The sequence below is a fragment of the Plesiocystis pacifica SIR-1 genome (genome assembly GCF_000170895.1).
Classification (GTDB): Bacteria; Myxococcota_A; Polyangia; order Nannocystales; family Nannocystaceae; genus Plesiocystis; species Plesiocystis pacifica.
In genome coordinates this window covers 82,711-102,866 of record NZ_ABCS01000002.1, presented here as the reverse complement: position 1 = coordinate 102,866, position 20,156 = coordinate 82,711, and the positions used below count along the sequence as shown (strand labels likewise).

The 20,156-nt window shown below is 71.3% G+C and carries 18 protein-coding genes and 1 tRNA gene; 13 read left to right on the top strand and 6 right to left on the bottom strand.

The window, feature by feature from the left end; all coding sequences use genetic code 11:
- Window positions 1-6 precede the first annotated feature (6 nt).
- From PPSIR1_RS49930 to PPSIR1_RS01620, 5 genes are all read left to right on the top strand, one after another.
- Window positions 7-1,074, top strand: a complete 1,068-nt coding sequence (locus tag PPSIR1_RS49930) for a PD-(D/E)XK nuclease family protein (protein WP_420813341.1) — start codon at window positions 7-9, stop codon at window positions 1,072-1,074.
- 152 nt (window positions 1,075-1,226) lie between these two features.
- Window positions 1,227-2,249, top strand: a complete 1,023-nt coding sequence (locus PPSIR1_RS01635; protein WP_006969223.1) for an RNA ligase family protein — start codon at window positions 1,227-1,229, stop codon at window positions 2,247-2,249.
- 77 nt (window positions 2,250-2,326) lie between these two features.
- A complete protein-coding gene (locus PPSIR1_RS01630; protein WP_006969222.1) occupies window positions 2,327-2,974 on the top strand; it encodes a YbhB/YbcL family Raf kinase inhibitor-like protein in 648 nt (215 codons plus the stop codon).
- A gap of 101 nt (window positions 2,975-3,075) precedes the next feature.
- The gene (locus PPSIR1_RS01625; RefSeq protein WP_006969221.1) at window positions 3,076-3,654 is read left to right on the top strand and encodes a TetR/AcrR family transcriptional regulator; all 579 of its coding nucleotides are present in this window, start codon (window positions 3,076-3,078) and stop codon (window positions 3,652-3,654) included.
- Between the two features lie 282 nt (window positions 3,655-3,936).
- The gene (locus PPSIR1_RS01620) at window positions 3,937-6,717 is read left to right on the top strand and encodes a hypothetical protein (protein WP_006969220.1); all 2,781 of its coding nucleotides are present in this window, start codon (window positions 3,937-3,939) and stop codon (window positions 6,715-6,717) included.
- 46 nt (window positions 6,718-6,763) lie between these two features.
- Here PPSIR1_RS01620 and PPSIR1_RS01615 read toward each other — a convergent pair whose 3' ends face one another.
- Window positions 6,764-8,914, bottom strand: a complete 2,151-nt coding sequence (locus PPSIR1_RS01615; protein ID WP_157595109.1) for a hypothetical protein — start codon at window positions 8,912-8,914, stop codon at window positions 6,764-6,766.
- Window positions 8,915-9,080: 166 nt separating this feature from the next.
- Between PPSIR1_RS01615 and PPSIR1_RS01610 the strand changes: the two genes are divergently transcribed.
- Window positions 9,081-9,156 (top strand) — tRNA-Thr (locus PPSIR1_RS01610).
- A gap of 117 nt (window positions 9,157-9,273) precedes the next feature.
- Entirely contained in the window at window positions 9,274-10,194 is a 921-nt protein-coding gene (locus PPSIR1_RS01605) for a hypothetical protein (protein ID WP_157595108.1), read from the top strand.
- Between the two features lie 312 nt (window positions 10,195-10,506).
- Here the strand turns inward: PPSIR1_RS01605 and PPSIR1_RS01600 are convergent, their stop codons facing one another.
- Window positions 10,507-10,902: a hypothetical protein gene (locus tag PPSIR1_RS01600; protein WP_006969217.1), complete on the bottom strand. Its 396-nt coding sequence runs from the start codon at window positions 10,900-10,902 to the stop codon at window positions 10,507-10,509.
- A gap of 151 nt (window positions 10,903-11,053) precedes the next feature.
- Between PPSIR1_RS01600 and PPSIR1_RS01595 the strand changes: the two genes are divergently transcribed.
- Window positions 11,054-12,397, top strand: coding sequence for a hypothetical protein (locus tag PPSIR1_RS01595; RefSeq protein WP_157595107.1), 1,344 nt, complete (start codon window positions 11,054-11,056; stop codon window positions 12,395-12,397).
- An 18-nt stretch (window positions 12,398-12,415) separates the two neighbouring features.
- The gene (locus tag PPSIR1_RS01590; RefSeq protein ID WP_006969215.1) at window positions 12,416-13,372 is read left to right on the top strand and encodes a sterol desaturase family protein; all 957 of its coding nucleotides are present in this window, start codon (window positions 12,416-12,418) and stop codon (window positions 13,370-13,372) included.
- Here PPSIR1_RS01590 and PPSIR1_RS01585 read toward each other — a convergent pair.
- On the bottom strand, window positions 13,330-13,776 hold the full coding sequence (locus PPSIR1_RS01585) for a hypothetical protein (RefSeq protein ID WP_006969214.1): 447 nt from the start codon (window positions 13,774-13,776) through the stop codon (window positions 13,330-13,332). The two genes, PPSIR1_RS01590 and PPSIR1_RS01585, sit on opposite strands and share 43 nt — an antisense overlap.
- A 31-nt stretch (window positions 13,777-13,807) precedes the next feature.
- Window positions 13,808-14,614, bottom strand: coding sequence for an SDR family NAD(P)-dependent oxidoreductase (locus tag PPSIR1_RS01580; protein WP_045115187.1), 807 nt, complete (start codon window positions 14,612-14,614; stop codon window positions 13,808-13,810).
- 98 nt (window positions 14,615-14,712) lie between these two features.
- Here PPSIR1_RS01580 and PPSIR1_RS01575 point away from each other — a divergent pair, with 98 nt between their 5' ends.
- From PPSIR1_RS01575 to PPSIR1_RS01560, 4 genes are read left to right on the top strand one after another with little or no spacing between them, the layout of a single operon-like run.
- Window positions 14,713-15,552 (top strand): hypothetical protein, encoded by an 840-nt coding sequence (locus PPSIR1_RS01575; RefSeq protein ID WP_006969212.1) that lies wholly within the window; start codon window positions 14,713-14,715, stop codon window positions 15,550-15,552.
- A 49-nt stretch (window positions 15,553-15,601) separates the two neighbouring features.
- Window positions 15,602-16,000: a TraR/DksA family transcriptional regulator gene (locus tag PPSIR1_RS01570; protein ID WP_006969211.1), complete on the top strand. Its 399-nt coding sequence runs from the start codon at window positions 15,602-15,604 to the stop codon at window positions 15,998-16,000.
- Window positions 16,001-16,054: 54 nt separating this feature from the next.
- On the top strand, window positions 16,055-17,080 hold the full coding sequence (locus PPSIR1_RS01565; protein WP_086000909.1) for a metallophosphoesterase: 1,026 nt from the start codon (window positions 16,055-16,057) through the stop codon (window positions 17,078-17,080).
- 51 nt (window positions 17,081-17,131) lie between these two features.
- A complete protein-coding gene (locus PPSIR1_RS01560) occupies window positions 17,132-18,151 on the top strand; it encodes a 4Fe-4S binding protein (RefSeq protein ID WP_006969209.1) in 1,020 nt (339 codons plus the stop codon).
- On the opposite strand, the gene PPSIR1_RS01555 is transcribed toward PPSIR1_RS01560, so the two are convergent.
- Together PPSIR1_RS01555 and PPSIR1_RS01550 are read right to left on the bottom strand one after the other, a co-directional pair.
- A complete protein-coding gene (locus PPSIR1_RS01555) occupies window positions 18,137-18,511 on the bottom strand; it encodes a response regulator (RefSeq protein ID WP_053335295.1) in 375 nt (124 codons plus the stop codon). The genes PPSIR1_RS01560 and PPSIR1_RS01555 overlap by 15 nt on opposite strands.
- Window positions 18,508-20,040 (bottom strand): PAS domain-containing sensor histidine kinase, encoded by a 1,533-nt coding sequence (locus PPSIR1_RS01550; RefSeq protein ID WP_006969207.1) that lies wholly within the window; start codon window positions 20,038-20,040, stop codon window positions 18,508-18,510. The genes PPSIR1_RS01555 and PPSIR1_RS01550 overlap by 4 nt, the downstream gene beginning before the upstream one ends.
- Window positions 20,041-20,156 lie beyond the last annotated feature (116 nt).

Genomic DNA, 20,156 nt, shown 5'->3' with positions numbered 1-20,156 from the left:
CAGGCCATGCGCGGGCTTCAGCTCCTGCCCTTCGTGCCCCGCAAGCGCGCCGACGAGCTCGACGCGGGGGACCGCCGCCCGCCCTCGCTGACCGAGGCGCGGGACCGGGGCCGCCTGCTGCACTACATCCTCGCTCGCGTCGACCTCGATCGCCTGGGCCGCGATCCCGCCCGGGCCCTCGACGGCTTCGCGGCGGGGGCCGAGCTCCCCGAGCGCCTGTGGCAGGAGCTCCGCGCGGACCTGCTGCGCCTGTGCGCGCGCCCGTGGATGGCTGAGCTCATCGCGGTCGCGCGCCAGGACCCTCGCCGGGTGCTGCGCTCGCTGCCCTTCGCCGTCCAGCTCGAGGCCGAGGCCGCGGCCGCGCCCGCGCCGAAGCCTTTTTCTGCAGGCGGCGGACAGCTCGAGCTCTTCTCTCTGCCTCTGGTCGAGGGCAGCGCGGCCCGGCCCGAGGGCGTGGTGATCGTCCGCGGGCGCATGGATCTGGTGTGGATTGACGGCGAGGGTCGGCTGAACCTGATCGACTGGCAGTACGCCCTGAAGCCGGCGGTGCCCGTCCTCGATCCCCGGTCCGTGGCGGGGCTGCGGCGCATGACCCAAGCCCTCGCCCTGCGCCGGCTGTGGGGCGCCGAGGTGCCGCTGCGCGTGGGCGCGGTGTTCTTGCGCGAGGAGCAGGCGGACCCGGTGTTTGGCGCGCTGACGGGGGACTCGGAGCCCGCGCTCGTCGAGCAGCGACTGCGGCGCAGCGCCGGGCGCTTGCTCGCCGTCGCGCTCGGCCAGGACGCCAGCGGCGAGGAGCCCTGGCCCAAGCTCCCGCACCTGTCGGCGTGCGGCCCGTGCATTCACACCGCGCGCTGCTGGACCCTCGAGCGGGAGGACGAGCGGGCCGAGGTCGCAACGCGCCAGGATGCCAAGGCCGAAGAGGCCTCCGAGCCCGGCCCGCCCGAGGAGCCGCCCGGGGATTGGGCGCCGCTCGAGATCCTCGAGGAGGAAGCGTTCGGCCTGGGCGAAGAGCCCGACTGGGACGACTGGGAGGGCTGGGACGAGGGCGCCTTCGAGGAGCCCGGCGCGACGTGAGCTGGGCCGAGGTCGGAGTCTGCTTGACTCTCGATTCGAGCGCGCTAGACCAGGGCCGTAGACAATGGAAGACCGCGCACATGGGCGCGGCCGCGCGCGCGTGGGTGGAGGGCGAGTCCTCGATCGGGCGTGAGCGAGAGAGTAGTCCCGCGATGATCAAGTTCAGCCACATCAGTCAGCTGCACAACGTGGTCCGGAGCGTGGAGCGGCGTCGGAGCGCCGGCGAGGCGATCGAGAAGGTTCGCTTCCGCGGCACCGTCAAGCTCCACGGCAGCAACGCCTCCGTGGTGTGCAGCCCTGCCGGTCTCCAGCCCCAGTCGCGCAACCGCGAGCTGAGCCTGGACGACGACAACCTGGGCTTCGCCCGCTTCGTCGCCCAGCCCGAGGTCGGCGCGGCGATCCGCGAGCTCGAGTCCGCCCTGCGCCCCGAGATCGATCTGGGCGAGGATCGTCCCCTGGTGCTCTACGGCGAGTGGATCGGCCCGGGCGTGCAAAAGGGCGTGGGCGTGGCCCAGCTGCCCGTCAAGCAGTGGGTCCTGTTCGCCCTGGCGACCCGCGACGAGGGCGAGGAGAGCAAGCGCTGGTTCGAGCTGCCGGCCTTCGCCGAGCGCTTCGGCGATCGCTTCACCGCCCGCGGCATCCACTCGATCCGCGACGTCGCGAGCCGGGAGATCGAGCTCGACTTCGGCAGCCGGATCGCGCTGTCCGGCGCGGCCGAGCAGATCGACGAGTGGACCCGGGCCGTCGACGAGCGCTGCCCGTGGGCCGCGCGCTTTGGCGTCGAGGGCGTTGGCGAGGGCCTGGTCTGGGTGCCCTTGGGCCGCCACTTTGGCGACAGCGAGCTGTTCTTCAAGTCCAAGGGCGAGCGCCACCAGATCGTGCGTCGCAAGAAGAAGACGGCCGCGGCGGTGGATCCCGAGGAGCTCAGCTCGATCCAGGCCTTCGTGGCCTACTCGGTCACCGACGCGCGCCTGGCCCAGGGCCTGGAGGTCCTGCGCGAGCGCGGCCTCGAGCTGGAGATGCGCAGCATGGGGCCCTACCTCGAGTGGATCGGCCGCGACATCAAGCGCGAGTGCGCCGACGAGCTCGAGGCCAACGGGCTCGAGTGGAAGCGGGTCGCCAAGGCGATCAACGCCAAGGCCCGCAGCCACTTCCGCAACCAGTTTCGGTTGTAGACTCCACGACTCGGGGTCCTCGTCCAGTGCGCGGCGAGGGCCCTGTTTTTGTTGGTGAGGGTGTATGGTCGCGGGACATGGAATTGCGCAGCGAGTCTTTCCCCAACGGCGGCCCGATCCCTGGCGAGTTCGCGTTTTGCGTGCCCGCGGACGAGGGCCACGTGGCCATGGCCCCCAACCGCAACCCCCAGCTCGCCTGGGCGGGCGCGCCCGAGGGCACCCAGTCCTTCGTGCTGATCTGCCACGACCCGGACGTCCCTTCGAAGCCCGACGACGTCAACCAAGAGGGCCGCAGCGTGCCGGCGGATCTGCCCCGGGTCGACTTCTACCACTGGGTGCTCGTCGACCTGCCGCCCGCGCTGACCCACATCGACGCCGGGTCGCACAGTGACGCAGTAACAGCGCGCGGCAAGGCGCCCGGGTCGGCGCCCGGCGGAGCGGGCGTCCAAGGCGTCAATGACTATACGAATTGGTTCGCGGGGGATGCCGATATGGAGGGCAGCTACGGCGGCTACGACGGCCCCTGCCCGCCGTGGAACGACGAGCGCTTGCACCATTATCACTTCACCCTCTACGCCCTCGATACTGCCTCCCTCGGCCTTTCTGGCGATTTTGGCGGGGCGCGGGCGCTCGAGGCGATGGCCGGCCACGTCCTCGCGAAGGCGTCGTGGACGGGTACCTATACGCTGAACCCTGCATTGCGTACCCGCCCCGAGGAGGGCTGAGCAGACGGGGGCCGTCGGTCAGGCGCGAGTTTGAGTCTGAATCCGATCCCAGTGGGTCCCCGCTTGACCACGGCGGGGCGCTCACCGATTCTGGTCCGACCATGCCGCGCGCCAAGGCTTTCGATCCCGACGTCGTCCTCGAACGTGCGGTCGAGCTGTTCTGGCAGCTGGGCTACGACGGCGCGTCCATGGCCAAGCTCTTGGCCGCGATGAAGATCAGCCGCCAGAGCCTCTACGACACCTTTGGCGACAAGCACACGCTCTTCTTGCTGGCCATCGATCGCTACCGCGAGCGCACCGGCGACGGCATCGAGGCCATGCTCGCCGAGGCCGAGACGCCGCTGAGCGGCATCCGTGCGTGCTTTGACCGGGTTCTTCGCGAGGTCATCGACCGCCCGGAGTACCGCTCGTGCTTCATGGCCAACTCGGCCCTCGAGCTCGGCCAGCGCGACCCCGAGGTGCGCGAGCGCGTCGGGGCGCACCTGAGCCGGGTCGAGGGGCTGATGCACGGCGCCCTCGAGCAGGCCCAGGCTCGGGGAGAGCTCACGGCGGATCGAGAGCCGCGCGACCTGGCGCGGTTGTTGACGACGACGATCCACGGGATCGGCATCATGGCCCGCGGCGGCGTCCCCCCCGAGCAGCTGCGCGCCAGCGTCAACGCAGCCCTCGGGGCTATTTGACCCTCGCTCGCCCGCGAGGCTCGGGGTTGAATTGACGCGCGAAGTTGCGGCTCGGGTGGGAGCTGGGGCTGGTGGTTTTTGTTCTCGCCTTGCGTGGTGGGAGGGGGCGTGTCATGTTGCGCGCGCTCGTTTGGGGGGCCTCGCTGGCTAGCGAGAGGTCGCCGGGACGAGCCTTCGTTGTTGAAGTCCTGCCTCGCGTAGATGGATGAGGCAGTCCACTAGTTGGCATCGCTAGCGACTCCTCGCGACGGCATTGGGCCGGCGCAGATGGGGAGGTGCATCATGGAGAACCGTCAAAAGATCCCGGTCCCCCGTCGCTCTTTCCTGTGGTCTCTCAACGAGACCTCGGGCGAGATTCACACCCACATTGGTCCGACGGAGTTCACTCCCTCGGCGAACGACCGCATCGTGCGGGCGAACGATCGCGGCGGCTACGAGCAGGCCGCGATGGAGGCTCGTCCCTTCGTGCTCGCGCGCGAGGGCGCCTACGTGCTGCTCGCCAACCCGACCGCCGACACCTCGCGGCTCAACGGCGAGTACGTGCCCGGCGGCAACAAGGAGCGCGACCTGAGCCTCGGAACGACCAAGATCATCCCGGGGCCCTGCGCCTTCCCGCTGTGGCCGGGTCAGTCCGCTGAGGTCCGCCCGGCGCACAAGCTCGGCGCGAACCACTACCTGCTCGTCGAGGTCGTCGGCCCCATCGACGAGGACGCGCCCTACACCGAGCTGGTGATGAAGTCGGCGCGGCTGTCCTCGGTGGTCATCGACGCCCCGGACAGCGCGGGCAACACGAGCTCGTCCGCGAGCGAGGACGCCGCGGAGCTCGAGCGCTCGCCGGCGATGACCCTGCGCATCGGTCAGCGCATCGTGATCCAGGGTCGCCACACCTCGCTGTTCATCCCGCCCACCGGCATCGCCGTGGTCCCGGCCGTCGAGGACGGCCCGGCCGACGCCGAGGTCAGCTCCGACGACGCCATCGCCGGGCTGTCGGTGGCCATCCGCGAGGAGCTCACGGCCCTGGTCGCGCGGGTCGAGGGCGGCATGACGAGCAAGCAGTTCAGCACCATGAAGAACGAGCTGCGCCACCGCAGCTCGCTCAGCCTGGGCGAGCGGGCGGTGATGCTCACGGCCCTCGACGAGGCCTGGGGCGCCCGCGCCACCACCTCGCACAAGTCGAGCCGTCGCGACCACCGCCGCCACCCACACCAGCCGCCCATGGATCCCTACGCGCGCAAGGCCGTCGTGCTCGGGCCCAAGAACTTCTGCATCCTCTTCGACGCCGACGGCAACCCGCGGATCGTCAAGGGGCCCGCGCGGGTGTTCCCCGGTCCTCACGACACCTTCCTCCAGCGTGGCTCTCGGCGCCGTGTCTACGACGCCTACGAGCTGGGCACCAACCAGGCGCTGTGGCTGCGGATCATCTCGCCGATCTCCAAGGCCGAGCTGAGCTCGCGCCTGCCGGCGGGGCACACCCTCGAGCAGGACCACTACCCCGCCGGCGCGGAGCTGCTGGTCCGCGGTGAGCCGACGGTGTTCTTCCCCTTCATCGAGGCGGAGGTCCTGCATCCGGAGACGGGCGAGCCGCACGTGGGCAACGACCACGACGCGGTGATCATCGACGCCATCGGCGTCGAGCCCAAGTCCGGCGTGTACGTGCGCGACAAGGCCACCGGCAAGGTCCGGCTGGTCCGCGGCGAGGTCAGCATCCTCGTCGACCCGCGCAAGGAGGAGCCGGTCAAGCGCCGCGTCCCGGCCAAGGACTGGAACCTGTGGATCGCCCGCAGCGCTCCGGAGCTCCAGGTCGCGGCCGAGGTCTCGACCCCCTGGGCCCTGTCGGTCATCGTGCCCACCAACCACGCCGCGCAGGTGCGCTCGCGCGCCGGTCGGCGGGTCATCGTGGGCCCGGCGGTGGAGCTGCTCGAGTACGAGGAGCAGCTGACCAAGATCGAGCTGAGCAAGGGCGCGCACAAGGACGGTCGCCAGACCAAGTCGACGGCCTACCTGCGCGTCCGCGGCGGACGCTTCCGCGACCGCTTCGAGGTCGTGTCCAAGGACCTGACGCGCTTCGCCGTGTCGGTTGGGATCAGCGCCCACTTCGAGGGCGACCCCGAGCGCTGGTTCGCCAGCGAGGACCCGGTCAAGCTCGTGGCCATGACCCTCCGGGGTCGGATCCGCGAGCTCCCGGCCACCGCGCTGTTCTCGGAGCTCGCGCCCAAGGTCAAGGCCTCGGTGTTCGCCGAGGGTGAGGCCCTGAGCTTCCCGGAGATCGGGGCCATCCTCGACGGCGTGGATCTCCTGGGCATCGAGCTGGCGGACCAAAAGCTCGCCGCAGCCTTCGCCGCCGCCCACAAGGGCGCGGTGGAGCTCGAGCTCCAGGATCGCCAGGCCGAGCGCCGCCTGATCTCGGTCAAGCTGCGCGACGCCGTCGACGTCGAGGAGCACGCGGTCCAGCGTCAGTCGCACGAGCGCATGGCGAACACCGCCCGGGCGGAGCTGGAGGACCAGCACCGCATCGAGCTGCGCAAGCTCGAGCTCGAGTCTGCCCGCGAGCAGGCTGACGCGTCGGGGCGCGCCGAGAAGGAGCGCATCGCCGTGGAGGCTCGCCTGAGCCTCGCCCAGGCCGAGACCGAGGCCCGCGCCAAGCGCAAGCTGCGTGACGCCGAGATCGAGGCTGAGGCCCGCAAGCTGGTCGACGCCGTCGTCCTCGACACCCACCGCGCCCAGGCCGAGATCGACCGGGCGACCGCCGCGGCCCTGGCCGAGGCGGACAGCCGCCGCCTCGAGGCGGTGCAGCCCGAGCTCGTCGGAGCTCTGCACGCGGCCGCCGACGCCGAGGTCATGAAGGCCGCGGCGGAGAACATGAACCTCGTCTCCCTGCTCGGGGGCAAGAGCCCCGTCGAGCTGTTCACCCGCCTGCTCGAGGGGAGCCCCCTCGCGCGCACGGTCTGGTCCATGAAGGACCGGGCGGCGGGTCGCCCGAGCCCCTCTCCGACCCCTTCTTCGGAGGGACCGGGCGGTGACGGAAACGAGGCCGAGCCCAAGGGTCGGGCTACGTCAGACTGAGGTAGCCGCCGAGTCGGCGCTCTCCCTCGGGAGGGCGCCGGCTTTTTTAATGGTCGCCGGGCTCCGGCTGTGGGGGCTGCGACCAGTAGCGCAGCTCGATCACCGGGTCCTCGGCCCAGCGCTCGTTGAGGCTGTGACGGGTCACGGGGGTCGAGACCAGGGCCTCGCCGCCCTCCATCCACGCGTCGGCGCGGGCACACTGCTCGCGGATCTGGGCGAGGGCGCGCTGGGTCCGGGGCGCGTGCTCGGTGAGGATCTCGCACAGGGTCCCGCGGTAGTAGAGGGCGCAGGTTTCCTCCTCGAGGCGCGGCAGCTCGTCGTTCTTGGGCACCCGACGAAAGCGCAGGCTGGGGCTGGCGAGGGCCAGGGGCGTGCGCTCGGGGTCGAGGCAGCAGTCGAAGTCGACCTCGCCGGTGTGCTGGCGCGGGGCGACGTAGTAGAGGGTGCAGTCGCCGAGGCCCCGGTCTTCGCCGCGCTCGCGCTCGAGGGCGGCGAGTCCCTCGGCGAGGGCGCGGTACTCGGCCTGGAAGGTGTACTCGTGGGTCAGCCCGGGCCGCGCGGCGAAGCCAGCGAGGGCGAGGAGCGCAGCCCCGGCGAGGGCGTCCGGCCAGCGCCAGCGCGCCTCGTCCGGGACCAGTCGAGTCGCGACGGCCTGGGCTCCGGCGGCGACGAGGACCAACAGCACGGGCCACGCGAGCACGAAGTAGCGCGTGCCGGTGAGGCCGTCGTGGGTGAGGTTGCGGCCGAGGGGGACGAACACGAGGGCCCACGAGACCAGGGCGAGGCCGACGAGGGCGAAGCGACGCTCGACCAGGGCGGCGGCGCAGCCGAGCGCGGCCAGGGCCGCCGTCAGCGGGGACAGCCAGGCCGGATCTGCGGTCGCGGCGATCCACAGCTGTTCAAACAGCACGCCCGCGGTCATGCGCCAATCGGCGAGGCTCGGCGGGGGGTGGTCGCTGGGGAGCACGACGGCTCGGTAGGCGTAGGCGCCGATGAGCGACCAGATCAGGGCGAAGGCGAGGAGCGAGCCCGCGGCCGCCCGCCACCGCCCTCGAGGCGCAGCTGCGCCCGGCTCTCCGAGGGGGCGGTGGGCGAGCCCCCACAGCCCGATGAGGCTCAGCTGCGGCCAGCAGTCGACCCGCGCGAGCACGGCGAGGAGCATGAGCACACCGGCGAGGGCCCCCGGCAGCGCGCGCTCGCGGAGGGTCTCGGGCTCGTCGGAGCAGACCCGCAGCCAGCACACCCACGCGCCCAGGGCGAGGGTCCCGGCGAGCACGTGCTCGGAGCTCGAGGCCGACAAGCGGGCGGCCGCCGGAGACAGGGCGAGCAACACCCCGGCCACGCACGCAGCCCGCGGCCCGCCGCCCAGGCGCCGGACGAGGATCATGACCAGGACCACGGCGAGGGAGCCGGCCACGCGGACCAGGCCAAAGGCGACGCTCGGCGTCCACGGCAAGACGGCGCGCACGGCAGCCTGGAGCACCGCCGAGCTCGCGCCAAAGCGCTGGTCCCCCCAGCCCTGCGCCGGCAAGAAGGCGCCGTACCAGTTGGCCAGGGTCGCCGGCAGGGCGAGGCGCACGGCCAGGGCGAAGACAAAGCCGAGGCCGAGGGCGATCCGCCACGCGCGGGCCTGGGCTCGGGCGTCGGCGTCCGCTAGCTGGCTGCGTCGGCGGTGGTCCACGGCCACGGCGACGCTCAGGCCGAGGGCCGCGAGCCAGGCCAGCGCGGCGACGCTCCAGGGCGCCTCGCCAGGATCCTCGTCGACGGCGCTGCTGTACTCGACCGCCTGGGCCTCGACGACGACGGCGAGGTGCTCGACGGGTTCGCCCACGAAGGCGCGCAGGCGATCGACGACGGCGGGGCAGCGCTCGCCGAGCTCGGGGTCCGCTGTGTAGGCCAGGTCGGTCCCGCGGTGGGTCGGCTCGAGGACGCAGGCCTTGGGGCCCAGGCGCGCCCCGAATTCGCCGTCGACGCCCTCGCGGGCCCACGCGATGTCGGTGCGGTGGAGCTGGGTGTCGACGCGCTCGAGGGCGCAGGGGCTCGCTCGGTCGACTTCGCGCATGGCCTCGACGAGGGCGTCGACTTCGGCCTTGGGCAGCGCCTGCTCGCAGGTCTCGGTGAAGTCCGAGGCGGCGCTCGGCTGATCTGCCTGGGGCGGCGGCGCGGGCGTGGGCGGGGCGGCGTGCGCTTCGCTCACGGTGACGGACGCGAAAAACACCCAGAGCCAGATCAGGACCACGCCGGAGCCAAACGCGCGCGATTGGCTGCACATCGTCGAGAGTATACGCAGTGGAAAAATCCTTGCGCGCTCGAAGGGGATTGCTAGACCTGGTCGCGGATGGGTCCACGCGGGCGTGGACGTCGTTTCGTTAGCTCAGCAGTAGAGCATTCGGATAGTCAACCGAACGGCGCGGGTGCAATTCCCGTACGGAAATCCCAACTGTCGATGTCGGGGCCCATCCATGAATTTCGGGCTGTGAAGACCACAGCAATTTTGCCGCAGTTACCCGTCATTTCTCACGGGAAATCCGGTCCAAAATAGGCGAGTCTGAGCCCATGACTCGAGCATCGAGGCTCCTCGCTTCTTTTTCTTTCCTGACTCTGCTCTTGACCCCCGCCCTCGGCTGCACGTCGAGCGACGACGGTGAGGACGACGCGGCCGACGACGAGGCCACGGAGAGCGAAGACGATGGTGAGTCGTCGACGGACGACGACGTGGGCGACGACACCACGACCGACGGCGAGTCGACGACTGGCGTCGAGCCCCTGGCGACGGCGAGCGGCCAGGCCCTCGACGACGCGAGCGCGGCCCTGCCCACGCCCTTTTTCCAGCGCTGCGGCCCGATCGTCGACGACATCGCCCAGAGCTGCATCTCCTTCCAGGCCGACGCCGAGGGCCTGTTCACCGTCGACTTCCCCCAGACCGGCGTGTGGGGCCTGAAGTTCCTCGACTCGAGCGGGGGCACGCACACCGGCAACTACTTCACCGTCGAGGTGGCCGAGGGCGACGCCCTCGAGCTCGAGAAGGTCGTCCGGGTGCCCATCGCCGACGCCTTGACGACGCTGCCCGAGTCCGGGGCCACCGACGTGCCCATCGAGGGCGGCCTGACCGTGACCATCGACGCCTCGACGGCGCAAAAGACCGACTTCTCCGCGCCCACCGAGGCCGGCGGTCGCCAGCTCTCGTCCGAGGACTGGATGTTCGCCGACACCCCCGCGGGCCCCGTCGTGGGCATGTGGACCTTCTACCCCGCTGGCGTCAAAGCCAAGGAGGGCGCCTTCGAGTTCAGCGTCGACGCGTCCCTCGACCTGGCCCCCGGCACGCCCGTGGCCGTCTACGAGATGGAGAAGAACAACATCGTGCTGCTCCCGGTCGCCGAGGGCACGGTCAACGCCGAGGGCACGGGCTTGGACCTGAGCACGGTCGGCGAGGGCCTCCACGAGCTCAGCATGCTCGTGGTCGCCGACGCTTCTTGAATGCCCCCGCAGGGGTTTGAGGACCGGGGGCGCTTCCTGAATGCCCCCGCAGGGGTTTGAGGACCGGGGGCGCTTCGTCGCTCCGCTCCTCCGCTGTGGTCGTGGGGCAATGGGGCTCGTGCCTTGGAGGGGGCGTCATCTGGCGGGGGTGAGAGCGCCTGTTGCTAGGAGCAGGGCCTCGAGTTGGGGGTGGTAGCACTTCGAACTGGGGGGCTTGGTGGACTTCCACTCTCCGCCTCTGGGTCCGCAAACACGAGCGGGCACGTCTCCGGAGGGAGCGTGCCCGCTTTGCGTTTGTGGGCCGGGTGGGGCTCAGGGTTTCAAGGTGGTCTCGACGTCGGTGTTGGTGCTGGCTTTGGCCTCGGGCTCTTCGACGGGGAGGGCGCGGTAGCACCAGGCCTCGAGCTCGCCGATGAGCCGGGCGATGCCGCTGCGTCCGAGGCTGAGCTCGCCGAGGCCGACCTGCGGCGCGAGCAGGCGCTGGTTGTCGAGGTCGATGGTCACGCTCAGGTTCGAGGACGCGGCGCCCTCGAATTGGATGTCGACGCGGATGTAGTTGAACTCGTCCTCGAGGGGGCCGAGGACGTGGGCCTGGACTCGCCGGGGGGCGTGACCGGGGTCGGCGGCGTGCGCTTTTCGGGCCCTGCGATCGTGGTGCAGGGCCAGCTGGAACACGGCGTCGACCAGCGCGAGGGCAGCAGGAGGCACGCCTCGATGGTCGCACGGTCGGCGTGCGCTGGACAATCGCGGACTGCCTTGGACGGTCGCGGCGTTGTCGCGTCACGGCAGCGCGGGGCGTGGCGAGGCGCCCACCCGAACCGGCGTTGACCCGGCACCGCTGGCGCCGTACATGCTCTCGATGAGGACGAAGCCCGCGGGGGTCGACGCCGGACCGAGCGTGGCGACCGTGACCCGCGCGTGGCTCCCCCTGGCGGCGAGCTGGCTGTTGATGGCCCTCGAGCTGCCCATCGTCAGCGCCGTGACGGCGCGCATGGCCAACCCCGAAGTCGAGCTGGCGGCCTATGGCAGCGTGATCATGCCGATCGCGCTGGTCATCGAGGCGCCGATCATCATGCTGCTCTCGGCCTCGACGACGCTCTCGCGCGATCGCCCCAGCTACGCGTGGCTCGCCCGTTTCACCCACGTCACCTCGGCCATTCTCACAGCTCTTCATTTGTTGCTCGCGCTCACGCCTCTGTATGCCGTGGTCGTCGACGGCTGGCTCGGAGCGCCGCCCGAGGTCAGCGAGGCGGCGCGCCTGGGCTTGCTGATCATGACACCCTGGACCTGGGCGATCGCCTATCGACGCTTCAACCAGGGCGTGCTGATTCGCTTCGGTCACAACGAGGCGGTGACGGTCGGGACGATGCTGCGGCTGGGCGCGCTGTTGTCGGTGCTGGCCGTCGGATGGTTCGTATTCCGCGCGGGGGAGGGCGGGATCACGGGGGCGACCCTGGCCGCGTCGGCGATCGCCTGCGGGGTGACGACCGAGGCGATCTACTCGGGGCTGCGGCTGCGCCCGGTGGTCCGCGACGAGCTCCCGGACCGGGACCCCGAGGGCAACGAGGGGCTCCGCGGCCGCGCCTTCGCCAACTTCTATGTGCCCCTGGCGGTGACCACCCTGCTCGCGCTCATCGGTCAGCCCCTCGGCACCGCGGGGGTGTCGCGCATGCCCGAGGTCATCCCCTCGCTCGCGGTCTTGCCCGTGGTCATGGGCTTCATCTTCATGTTCCAGTCCCAGGGCCTCGCGCTCACGGAGGTCGCGGTCGCGGCCCTCGAGCGCCCCGGCGCGCGCCGGTCCCTGGTCCAGTTCGTCGCCCGGCTGTGCGCGGCGCTGGCCGTGGTGCTGTTGGTGATCGCCGGCTCGGGGCTGTCGGAGCTGTGGTTCGTGGACGTGTCCGGGCTCGAGCCCGAGCTCGGCGCGCTGGCGACCACCGGCCTCCTGTTTGCGACCCCGATCCCGATGCTGCGCGTGGTCCAGAGCTGGCTCTCGGCGGTGCTCGTCCACGCCCGCGAGACCCGAGCGATCGGCGAGGCCGTGGTGGTGTTCCTGCTCGTCCTGGGCGTGGTGATGGGCGTGGGCATCCTGACCCAGCGCTGGCCGGGGCTCTACGTCGCGTTCGCGGCCCTGAGCGTGGCGCGGGCTTGCCAAACGCTGTGGCTGTTCGTGCGCAGCCGCGGCCAGGTCGCGGCGCTGAGCTGACGCTGGTAGGCTCGCGGGGTGGGAGCGCGGGTCGAGAGCTCGGGTCAGCGGCGCGCGCAGTGGCTGCGGCGCTGGGGCCTGACGGTGTGGTTCACGACCTTCGTCGGCGTCCAGGTGCTGACCTTTCCCTTCCTGTCCGCCCACCCGCCCGCGCTGGCGTGGTCTCCGGAGCTCCTGCGGCTGCTCCCCTGGCTCGGCGGCGTGGGCCTGGGCATGGGCAGCCTGTTCGTGCTCGAGGGCGTCGGGCCGCGGGTGCTGGCGCCGGCCGATCCGGACCTGGGCGCGCACCTGCTCGGGGACTTCGGCCCGCGGCTGCGGGGCTACTCCTGGGCTCGGCGCACGCGCTGGTTGTTCGACGCGACGCTGTGCTGGTTCGTCGCCGGGGTGACGACCATCGTCGGCTCGAGCCTGCTCGGCCACGCCCTCGCCGAGGCGGCCTCCGTGCCCGCGCTGCTCGATGGCTGGCCGCCGCTGCTGCGCCTGCTCGTGGCCTTCCTGCTCACGGACGTGCACTCCTACTTCCGCCATCGCCTCGAGCACGCGGGCGGCGAGCGCAGCTGGATGTGGCGACGGGTGCACCGCTACCACCACGAGCCGGAGGTCATGGATCTGTGGGCGGGCATGCAGGTCCACTGGCTCGAGGCGCTGTTGGTGTTTGGTCCGCCCTGCCTGCTGCTCTCGGCGCTGGGCTTTGCGACCTGGGAGCTCCTGTTCCTGTTCACCCTCTTTTTGCTGATCACGGCGACGCAGCACGTGGGCTCGGGGTGGACCAGCGGGCCGATCATGGGCCAGATCTTCCAGGGGCCCGACGCCCACCTGCGCCACCACAGCGTGGTCCAGCGCGACCGCCTCGAGAACCTGGCGGACTGCCTGACCCTGTGGGATCGCCTGTTCGGGACCTGGGTCCCGCCGCGGCCGGGCTTCCGCGGGCCCTACGGCCCTGGGGACTCCGGGCCGGGCTCGGACGCTGGTTGAGGCAAGAGAGCCACGTACTCGAGGGCGTCGAACTGAGCCTCGAGCTCGGGCACCCACACGCCGTGGCGCCGGCCGAGGCTGCGCACGCGCAGGACCGCGCCGGGCTGCGCCGCCGCGCTCGCGTGGGTGTCCTTGGGCAGGGCGACCCAGCGCGGCCCCGGCTCGGAGCCCTCGGTATTGCCGCTGTCGTCGAGGAGGTCGAGGCGCAGGTAGAGGTAGGGCGCGGCGTCGAGGCGCTCGTCGATGACGCCGACGAGCACCGGGCGCTCGTCGACGTGGATGGTCAGCTCGGGGGCGCGCTCGTGGACGGGCGCGCGCTCGAGGTCGCACGCGAACAGCGCGCATGTGCCCTGGAGGACGAGCGCGAGGCCGTAGGCTCGGGTGCGTCGAGGTGGGGGGCGCACGGACCTCGAACACCGCCGGGGCGCGGAGGTGTCACCCGGGCTGCTGGGTGCCGCGCATGAGCACGTCGTGGATCTGGACGCGCGGCGGGGCCGCGAGCATGTGGGCGACGGTCGCGGCCACGTCCTCGGGCTGGAGCACGGGGAAGCGCGAGTAGGTCGCGCGGGCCCGCTCCTCGTCGCCGTGGCCGTAGACCGCGGCGAACTCGGTCTCGACGTAGCCCGGGCTGACGGCGCCCACGCGGATCTTGCTGTCGGCCGCGCGCAGCTCGAGGCGCAGGCCCTCGGTCAGCGAGCGGACGGCGAACTTGGTCGCCGAGTAGACCCCGCTGCCGGCGGGGACGCGGTGCGAGGCCATGGACGCGACGTGGATGACGTGGCCGGGGATCGCCGGGGCGTCGGGCCCCGCGTCTCGCTCGCGCTCGAGCATGCCGCGCACGGCCTCGCGGGTGCAGATGCACAGGCCGAGGACGTTGACCTCGAGCATCTCCCGCCAGTGCTCCGTCGCGCCCGAGCTCAGCGGGGCCTCGCGGCCCAGGCCGGCGTTGTTGATCAGCACGTCGACGGGGCCAAAGCCGGGGGCGTCGGCGATGGCCGCGAACAGGGCGAGGATCGAGCCCTCGTCGCGCAGGTCGCAGGGGGCCACGAACACCGCCGCGCCAGCGTCGCGCAGCTCGGCGGCGAGGGCCTCGAGGCGCTCGACCCGGCGGGCCGAGAGGACCACGCGCATGCCGAGCTCGAGGGCGAGGCTGCGGGCGATGGCGCGGCCGATGCCGCTGCTGGCCCCGGTCACCAGGGCGACGCGGTCGCGCCACTGCGCGGAGGGTGTGGGAGTGGACATGCCGGATCTATCTCATGTTCGGCGCATGCTCGGCGCATGGTGAGCGCATGTCTGGCCCGCGGACTTGACCTGAGCGCCTCGGCGCGCACCATTGGCGGGTGCGCGGCCTCGGCTTGGGACTTCTGTGCAGCTGCCTGACCCTCTCGGCTTGTGGATCGCCCAAGGCGACGGAGCAGCAGGGGAGCGACGCGAAGGCGAGCGCGGAGCCCCAGGCCGAGCCGGCCAAGCGCGCGCCCGCGCCGGCCTCCGAGGCCGAGCTGCCGCCCACCGACGAGGAGCTCGTCGCCCGGGCCATGGCCGAGATCGAGGCGGGGCAGACGGGGACGGAGGAGTCGGGCTCGGAGGACACGGGCAGCGACGAGACCGGCGAGACCGGCGAGACGGCGGGAGAGAGCGGCGAGGCGGCGCAGGCCGGGAGCGAGGGAGAGCTGACCCCCGAGCTGCCCAAGGGCCCCGAGCCCGGGAGCCCCGAGGCCGACGCCGAGCTGGCGGCGCTGCTCGACGAGTCGACGATCACCCAGGATGAATTCGACGCGGCCTTCGAGGCCGGCGGCCCCAAGCTCGACGGCGACGCCTTCGTGTTCGGGCCCGGCGGGCGCACCCGGGGCAAGCCGACGGTCGCCGTCGGGGCCGCGTCCGTGGACGCGGGCAAGGTCGACGCCGAGGCCGTGGCCGCCGTCGCCAAGGCCGACCGGGGCCAGCTCGAGGCCTGCCTGGGCATGGGCCTGCGCAAGGACGACAGCCAGCTCGGGGGGGCTCGCCTGCGCCTGAGCGTGGGCGCGGACGGGGCGGTCTCGAAGGCCAGCGTCGAGCAGGCGCCGACGCTCCTGGACCCGCTCAAGGCCTGCCTGGGCTCGGTCGCAAAGACGTGGACCATCGCGGGGGCGAGCGCGGGCGAGGTCACCGTGCCGCTGACCCTCAGCGTCGCGGAGCGCTAGCTGCTGGCTAGAGGTCGACGCGTCGCGGGGGCCTGATACGGTAGCGCCGGTGGACCACCTCAGCGAACAGCAACTCGCCGGCTTGCGGACCAAGCTCGAGACGGAGCAGGCCGAGCTGAGCGAGCGCATCGCCAGCAGCACCTCCGTCGTCGCCGACAACCTCGACCCGGGGCGCGGCGACGTCGAGGACCAGGCGGCCGAGGAGGCCGGGCGCTTCCAGGCCAAGCAGCTGCTGACCCGAGACCGCGCGCGCCTGGCCGAGGTCGAGGCCGCGCTCTCGCGCGTGGCCGAGGGCGAGTACGGGATCTGCGAAGAGAGCGACGAGCCCATCCCCTTTCGTCGCCTCGAGCTCGAGCCGACCACCCGCTACACCGTCGCCGCCCAGGAGGCCCTCGAGGCCGAGGGCGGCGTCGCCGATCCCCACGCCGACGAACCGATCGGATACTGACGTGCGCGCCCTTCTTCGTTCCCCGCTCCGCCCCGCCGCCCTCTTTCTCCTCGCCTGGCAGCCAGCGCTTGCCTCGGCGCGCCACCACCCGCCCACGAGCAAGACCAGCAAGGGGTCGGCCAGCGGCTGTCCGAGCCGACCCCCGCGCCCGAGCCCGAGGAGCCCAGGCAGCCCACGGAGCCGAGGGAGTCGCTGCTGCGGGCGATCGACCCTGGTGAGATTCCGGCCCGGCAGACCCGCTACCCCGAGCCCGAGCGCCTCGTCGCGATCGGCGACCTGCACGGCGATCTGGGGGCGACCGAGCGGGCCTTGCGGCTCGCGGGCGCCATGGACGAGTCGGGCAAGTGGATCGGCGGCTCCCTGGTGATCGTGCAGACCGGCGATCAGCTCGACCGCGGCGACGGCGAGCAGGCCATCCTCGAGCTCCTGGCGCGGCTCCAGCACGAGGCCAAGGCGGCCGGCGGCGCCATCCACATCCTCAACGGCAACCACGAGTTCATGAACGCCATGGGCGACCTGCGCTACGTGACCCCGGGAGGCCTGGTCGACTTCGCCGACGCGCCCGGGGTCGACGTCGCCGACAGGGCCCTCGATCCGCTGCGCGGGAAGGTGCCCAAGGGGGCCATGTCCCGGGTCGCGGCCTTCTTGCCCGGGCGCCCCTGGGCCAAGGAGCTGGGCAAGCGCAACACCGTGGTCGTCGTCGGCGACACCGCCTTCGTCCACGGCGGCGTGCTCCCGGCCTACGCCGGCGACATCACCACGCTCAACCGCGAGGCCCGGGCCTTCCTCAACGGCGAGCGCAGCGAGCCGCCCAAGGCGATCGTCGACCCCGACGGCCCGGTGTGGAGCCGCCACTACTCCGACGAGCCCGACGCGAGCGACTGCGCCCTGCTCGACCAGGCCCTCGCCAAGCTCGAGGTCAAGCGCATGGTCGTCGGCCACACCGTGCACACCGAGGGCATCCAGTCGGCCTGCGACGAGAAGGTGTGGATGGTCGACGTGGGCATGGCCGCGCACTACGGCGGGCCGACGCAGGTGTTGGTGATCGCCGGCGCCGAGGTCTCGGTGCTCGCGGGCTGAGGGTTCATTCCGGGCCGCGCGCAGCGTCGAAGGGCGTATCATCGAGTGCCGATGAAGACCTTCATGCTCACGCTGCTCGCGGGTGGAGCGCGCAACGCGATGCTCGATTCGATGCTCGAGGCTTTTGACAGCGAGGTCTTCGAGCTCGAGAAGCTCATCCATCCCGCCGCCGATGCGGCGCCGCGCAATACCTTCACCTCCGAGGTCCCGCAGGCCGAGCACTCGATCATGCGCATGAGCGTGCGCCAGCGTCTGTCGGTCGGCCCGACGATGTTGAAGCTGATGCGCGAGATGAACGGGAGCTCTCGCTACTACTCGCAGACCTTCGAGCCGACCCAGGTCGAGGCGAGCGCCGAGGACTTCGCGGGCATCGAGGCCGTCGCCAAGGAGCAGGGCGCGACGGCGGTCGGCTACGTGCACGTCCCGGACCACGCGATCTTCGGGGGCAAGGCCATCCCGCACCGCCAGGCCATCCTCTACACCGTCCCCATGTCCAAGGCGATCCTGGACACCGCGCCGAGCTTCGAGGCCTTCCGGGAGGTCGCCGGCTGCTACCTGAAGCTCGCGCAGATCGGCAACGCGCTGACCAAGATGCTGCGCGGCCGGGGCCACGCGGCCTACCCGGGCACCGCGCTCGGCGGGCTGAGCGACTACACGCAGCTCGCCGAGCTCGCGGGCCTGGGCACGATCGGCTACCACGGACTGCTGATCTCCCCCACGGACGGCGCGCTGCTGCGCATCAACGCCATCTACACCTCGATCGAGAACATCCCGGCGCCGCCCGAACCCCCCGGGTGGATCCGGGACTTTTGCGCGATGTGCCGCAAGTGCGTGCGCCAGTGCCCGGTCGACGCGATCCACCCCGAGCCCGTGGTGCTCGACTCGGGCCGCGTGCAGTGCATCGACTCGGCCGCGTGCCTCGACTACTTCGATCGCAACTTTGGGTGCGCCGTGTGTGCCGACGTCTGCCCCTTCAGCCAAAAGGGCTTCGACCTGCTCGCGGCCAGGTTCAAGGGCAACCCCGACGCGCCGAGCTACGCGGTGTCGGGCTCAGGGCTAGCCGGCGAGTAGGGACGCGACGGACTCGCGGATGGTGCGGGGGCGCAGGGGCTTTTGCAGCACCAGCGAGGCCCCGGCGGCGCGCAGCTCGTCCTCTTCGAAGTCGTGGTAGCCCGAGAGCAAGATGAAGGGCGGGTTCGGGCCCAGGGCTCGACGCACGGCGCGGATCATCTCGATGCCGCTCATGCTCGGCATGCGCATGTCGGTGATCACCAGGTCGTAGCCGCGGTCGAGGATGCGCTCGAGGCCCTCGTCGCCGTCGGCCGCCCCCTCGCACTGGTGACCCGCCCGCTCGAGCATGTGAACCAACGCGTCGCGCAGCATGCTGTCGTCGTCGACGATGAGGAGCTTCTTTTTGGCGGCCTGCATCATTGCGGTGAGTCCCCCGAACTACACGATAAGCGTAGCTCAAAGGTGGTGTTTGGCGCGGACGCAACATAGGCCAATTCGCCCCCCATTCGCTCGGCGAGGGACTTGGCCAGGCTCAGCCCGAGCCCCGAACCCTCCCCGAGTTTCTTGGTCGTGAAAAAGGGAGTCATGAGCTGGTCGATGTGCTCACTCGGGATGCCCGTGCCCGAGTCGACCACGCAGAAGGTGCAGGTGTCGCCTTCGCGCGAAACGCTGAGCTGGACCCAGGCGTCGGCTCGCCCGTGCACGGCATCGAGCGCGTTATTGAGCAGATTGATGAGCACCTGGCTGACATCCGCCGGCCGGGCGAGGATCGTTGCATCCCCGACACCGATGCCGTCGATGGTCAGGCGGACGCGCTCGGCTCGAAAGCGGGCGCCGCACAGGTCGAGCTGCTGGTTGGCGAGCTCCCGCGGGTCGACGGGCATCAAGGGATCGCCAGGGTGATGGCGACTCACCGTGCGCAGGGCCTCGACGATGCTGGCGATGCGATCGGTGGTCTGAATGACGGCGTCGTTGTAGCGCTCGATGACGGCGAGCTCTGCGTCGACCTCGCGGTCGCCCAAGGCGTCGAGCTCGTCGGCGATCATCTCGGCGTGGACCATCAGCGTTTGCAGGGGGGTGTTGAGTTCGTGAGCGACTCCGCCAGCCATGAGCCCGAGGGCCGCCAGGCGAGCCTCGCTCTCGCTCGAGCGCCGCGCCTCCGTATGCGCCGTGACGTCTTCGCAAGTTACGAGAATTCCGCCGATGTCTTCGGAGCTCGCCTGCCACGGCCGCATCGACCAGCGAAAGTAGCGACGGGAGCCGTCGGGCAGGGTGATGAGATCTTCATCGCCTGATAGCGACTCCCCACGCAGCGCCTGGACCTGCGCCTCGAACCACTGGGGCGGCAGCGCAGCACCCAGGGCCGCCGGGGTGCGCCCGGTGAGCTCGGTCGGATCGGGGCCGAGGTCGAACAGGCGCAGCCACGCGTCGGAGGCCGCGAGGTAGGTGCCGCGGGTGTCGAACATGGCGACCCCGGTGGGCAGGTTGCGGACCATGTCCGCGAGCAGCTCGCGCTGTTGGTCGATGACCCGCTTGGCCCGCTCGGTCGCGGTGCAGTCGAAGTGCGTGCCGGTGAAGCGGATGGCCTTGCCGTCCTCGTCCCAGCCGGAGATGCGCCCGCGATCGAGGATGTAGATCCACTCGCCGTTCTCGTGGCGCATGCGGTGGATGTTCTCGTAGCTGTGGGTCTCGCCGGCCAGGTGGGCCTGGATGTCGGCGTAGCACTGCGCGATGTCGTCGGGGTGAACCCGCGACTCCCAGGTGCCGAGCTCCATGGCGGTCTGCTCGGCGTCGAGGCCCAACATCTGGCACCACCGACGGTCGAACTGCACGGAGTCGTCGCGCAGATCCCAGTCCCAGATGCCCAGCTCGGCCCCGTCGAGGGCGAGGTTGAGGCGGTCGATGAGTTGCTCGTTGTTGAGCGAGTCGAGGAATTGCTTGAGCTTCATGCGTCCGTGCAACCGAAGCGGTGGAACCAAATCACCGCGACGATTCTACAAGAGGCCGCGGCGACGATTGAAGGCTCGCGCTCGCGGGCCTGGCGGCCGCTCCAGATCGGGGTTGT

Coding starts and splice junctions, on each gene's coding strand:
- PPSIR1_RS49930 (WP_420813341.1), top strand. CDS start 7: ATGCGCGGGCTTCAGCTCCTGCCCTTCGTGCCCCGCAAGCGCGCCGAC.
- PPSIR1_RS01635 (WP_006969223.1), top strand. CDS start 1,227: ATGATCAAGTTCAGCCACATCAGTCAGCTGCACAACGTGGTCCGGAGC.
- PPSIR1_RS01630 (WP_006969222.1), top strand. CDS start 2,327: ATGGAATTGCGCAGCGAGTCTTTCCCCAACGGCGGCCCGATCCCTGGC.
- PPSIR1_RS01625 (WP_006969221.1), top strand. CDS start 3,076: ATGCCGCGCGCCAAGGCTTTCGATCCCGACGTCGTCCTCGAACGTGCG.
- PPSIR1_RS01620 (WP_006969220.1), top strand. CDS start 3,937: ATGGAGAACCGTCAAAAGATCCCGGTCCCCCGTCGCTCTTTCCTGTGG.
- PPSIR1_RS01605 (WP_157595108.1), top strand. CDS start 9,274: ATGACTCGAGCATCGAGGCTCCTCGCTTCTTTTTCTTTCCTGACTCTG.
- PPSIR1_RS01595 (WP_157595107.1), top strand. CDS start 11,054: ATGAGGACGAAGCCCGCGGGGGTCGACGCCGGACCGAGCGTGGCGACC.
- PPSIR1_RS01580 (WP_045115187.1), bottom strand. CDS start 14,614: ATGTCCACTCCCACACCCTCCGCGCAGTGGCGCGACCGCGTCGCCCTG.
- PPSIR1_RS01560 (WP_006969209.1), top strand. CDS start 17,132: ATGAAGACCTTCATGCTCACGCTGCTCGCGGGTGGAGCGCGCAACGCG.
- PPSIR1_RS01555 (WP_053335295.1), bottom strand. CDS start 18,511: ATGATGCAGGCCGCCAAAAAGAAGCTCCTCATCGTCGACGACGACAGC.
- PPSIR1_RS01550 (WP_006969207.1), bottom strand. CDS start 20,040: ATGAAGCTCAAGCAATTCCTCGACTCGCTCAACAACGAGCAACTCATC.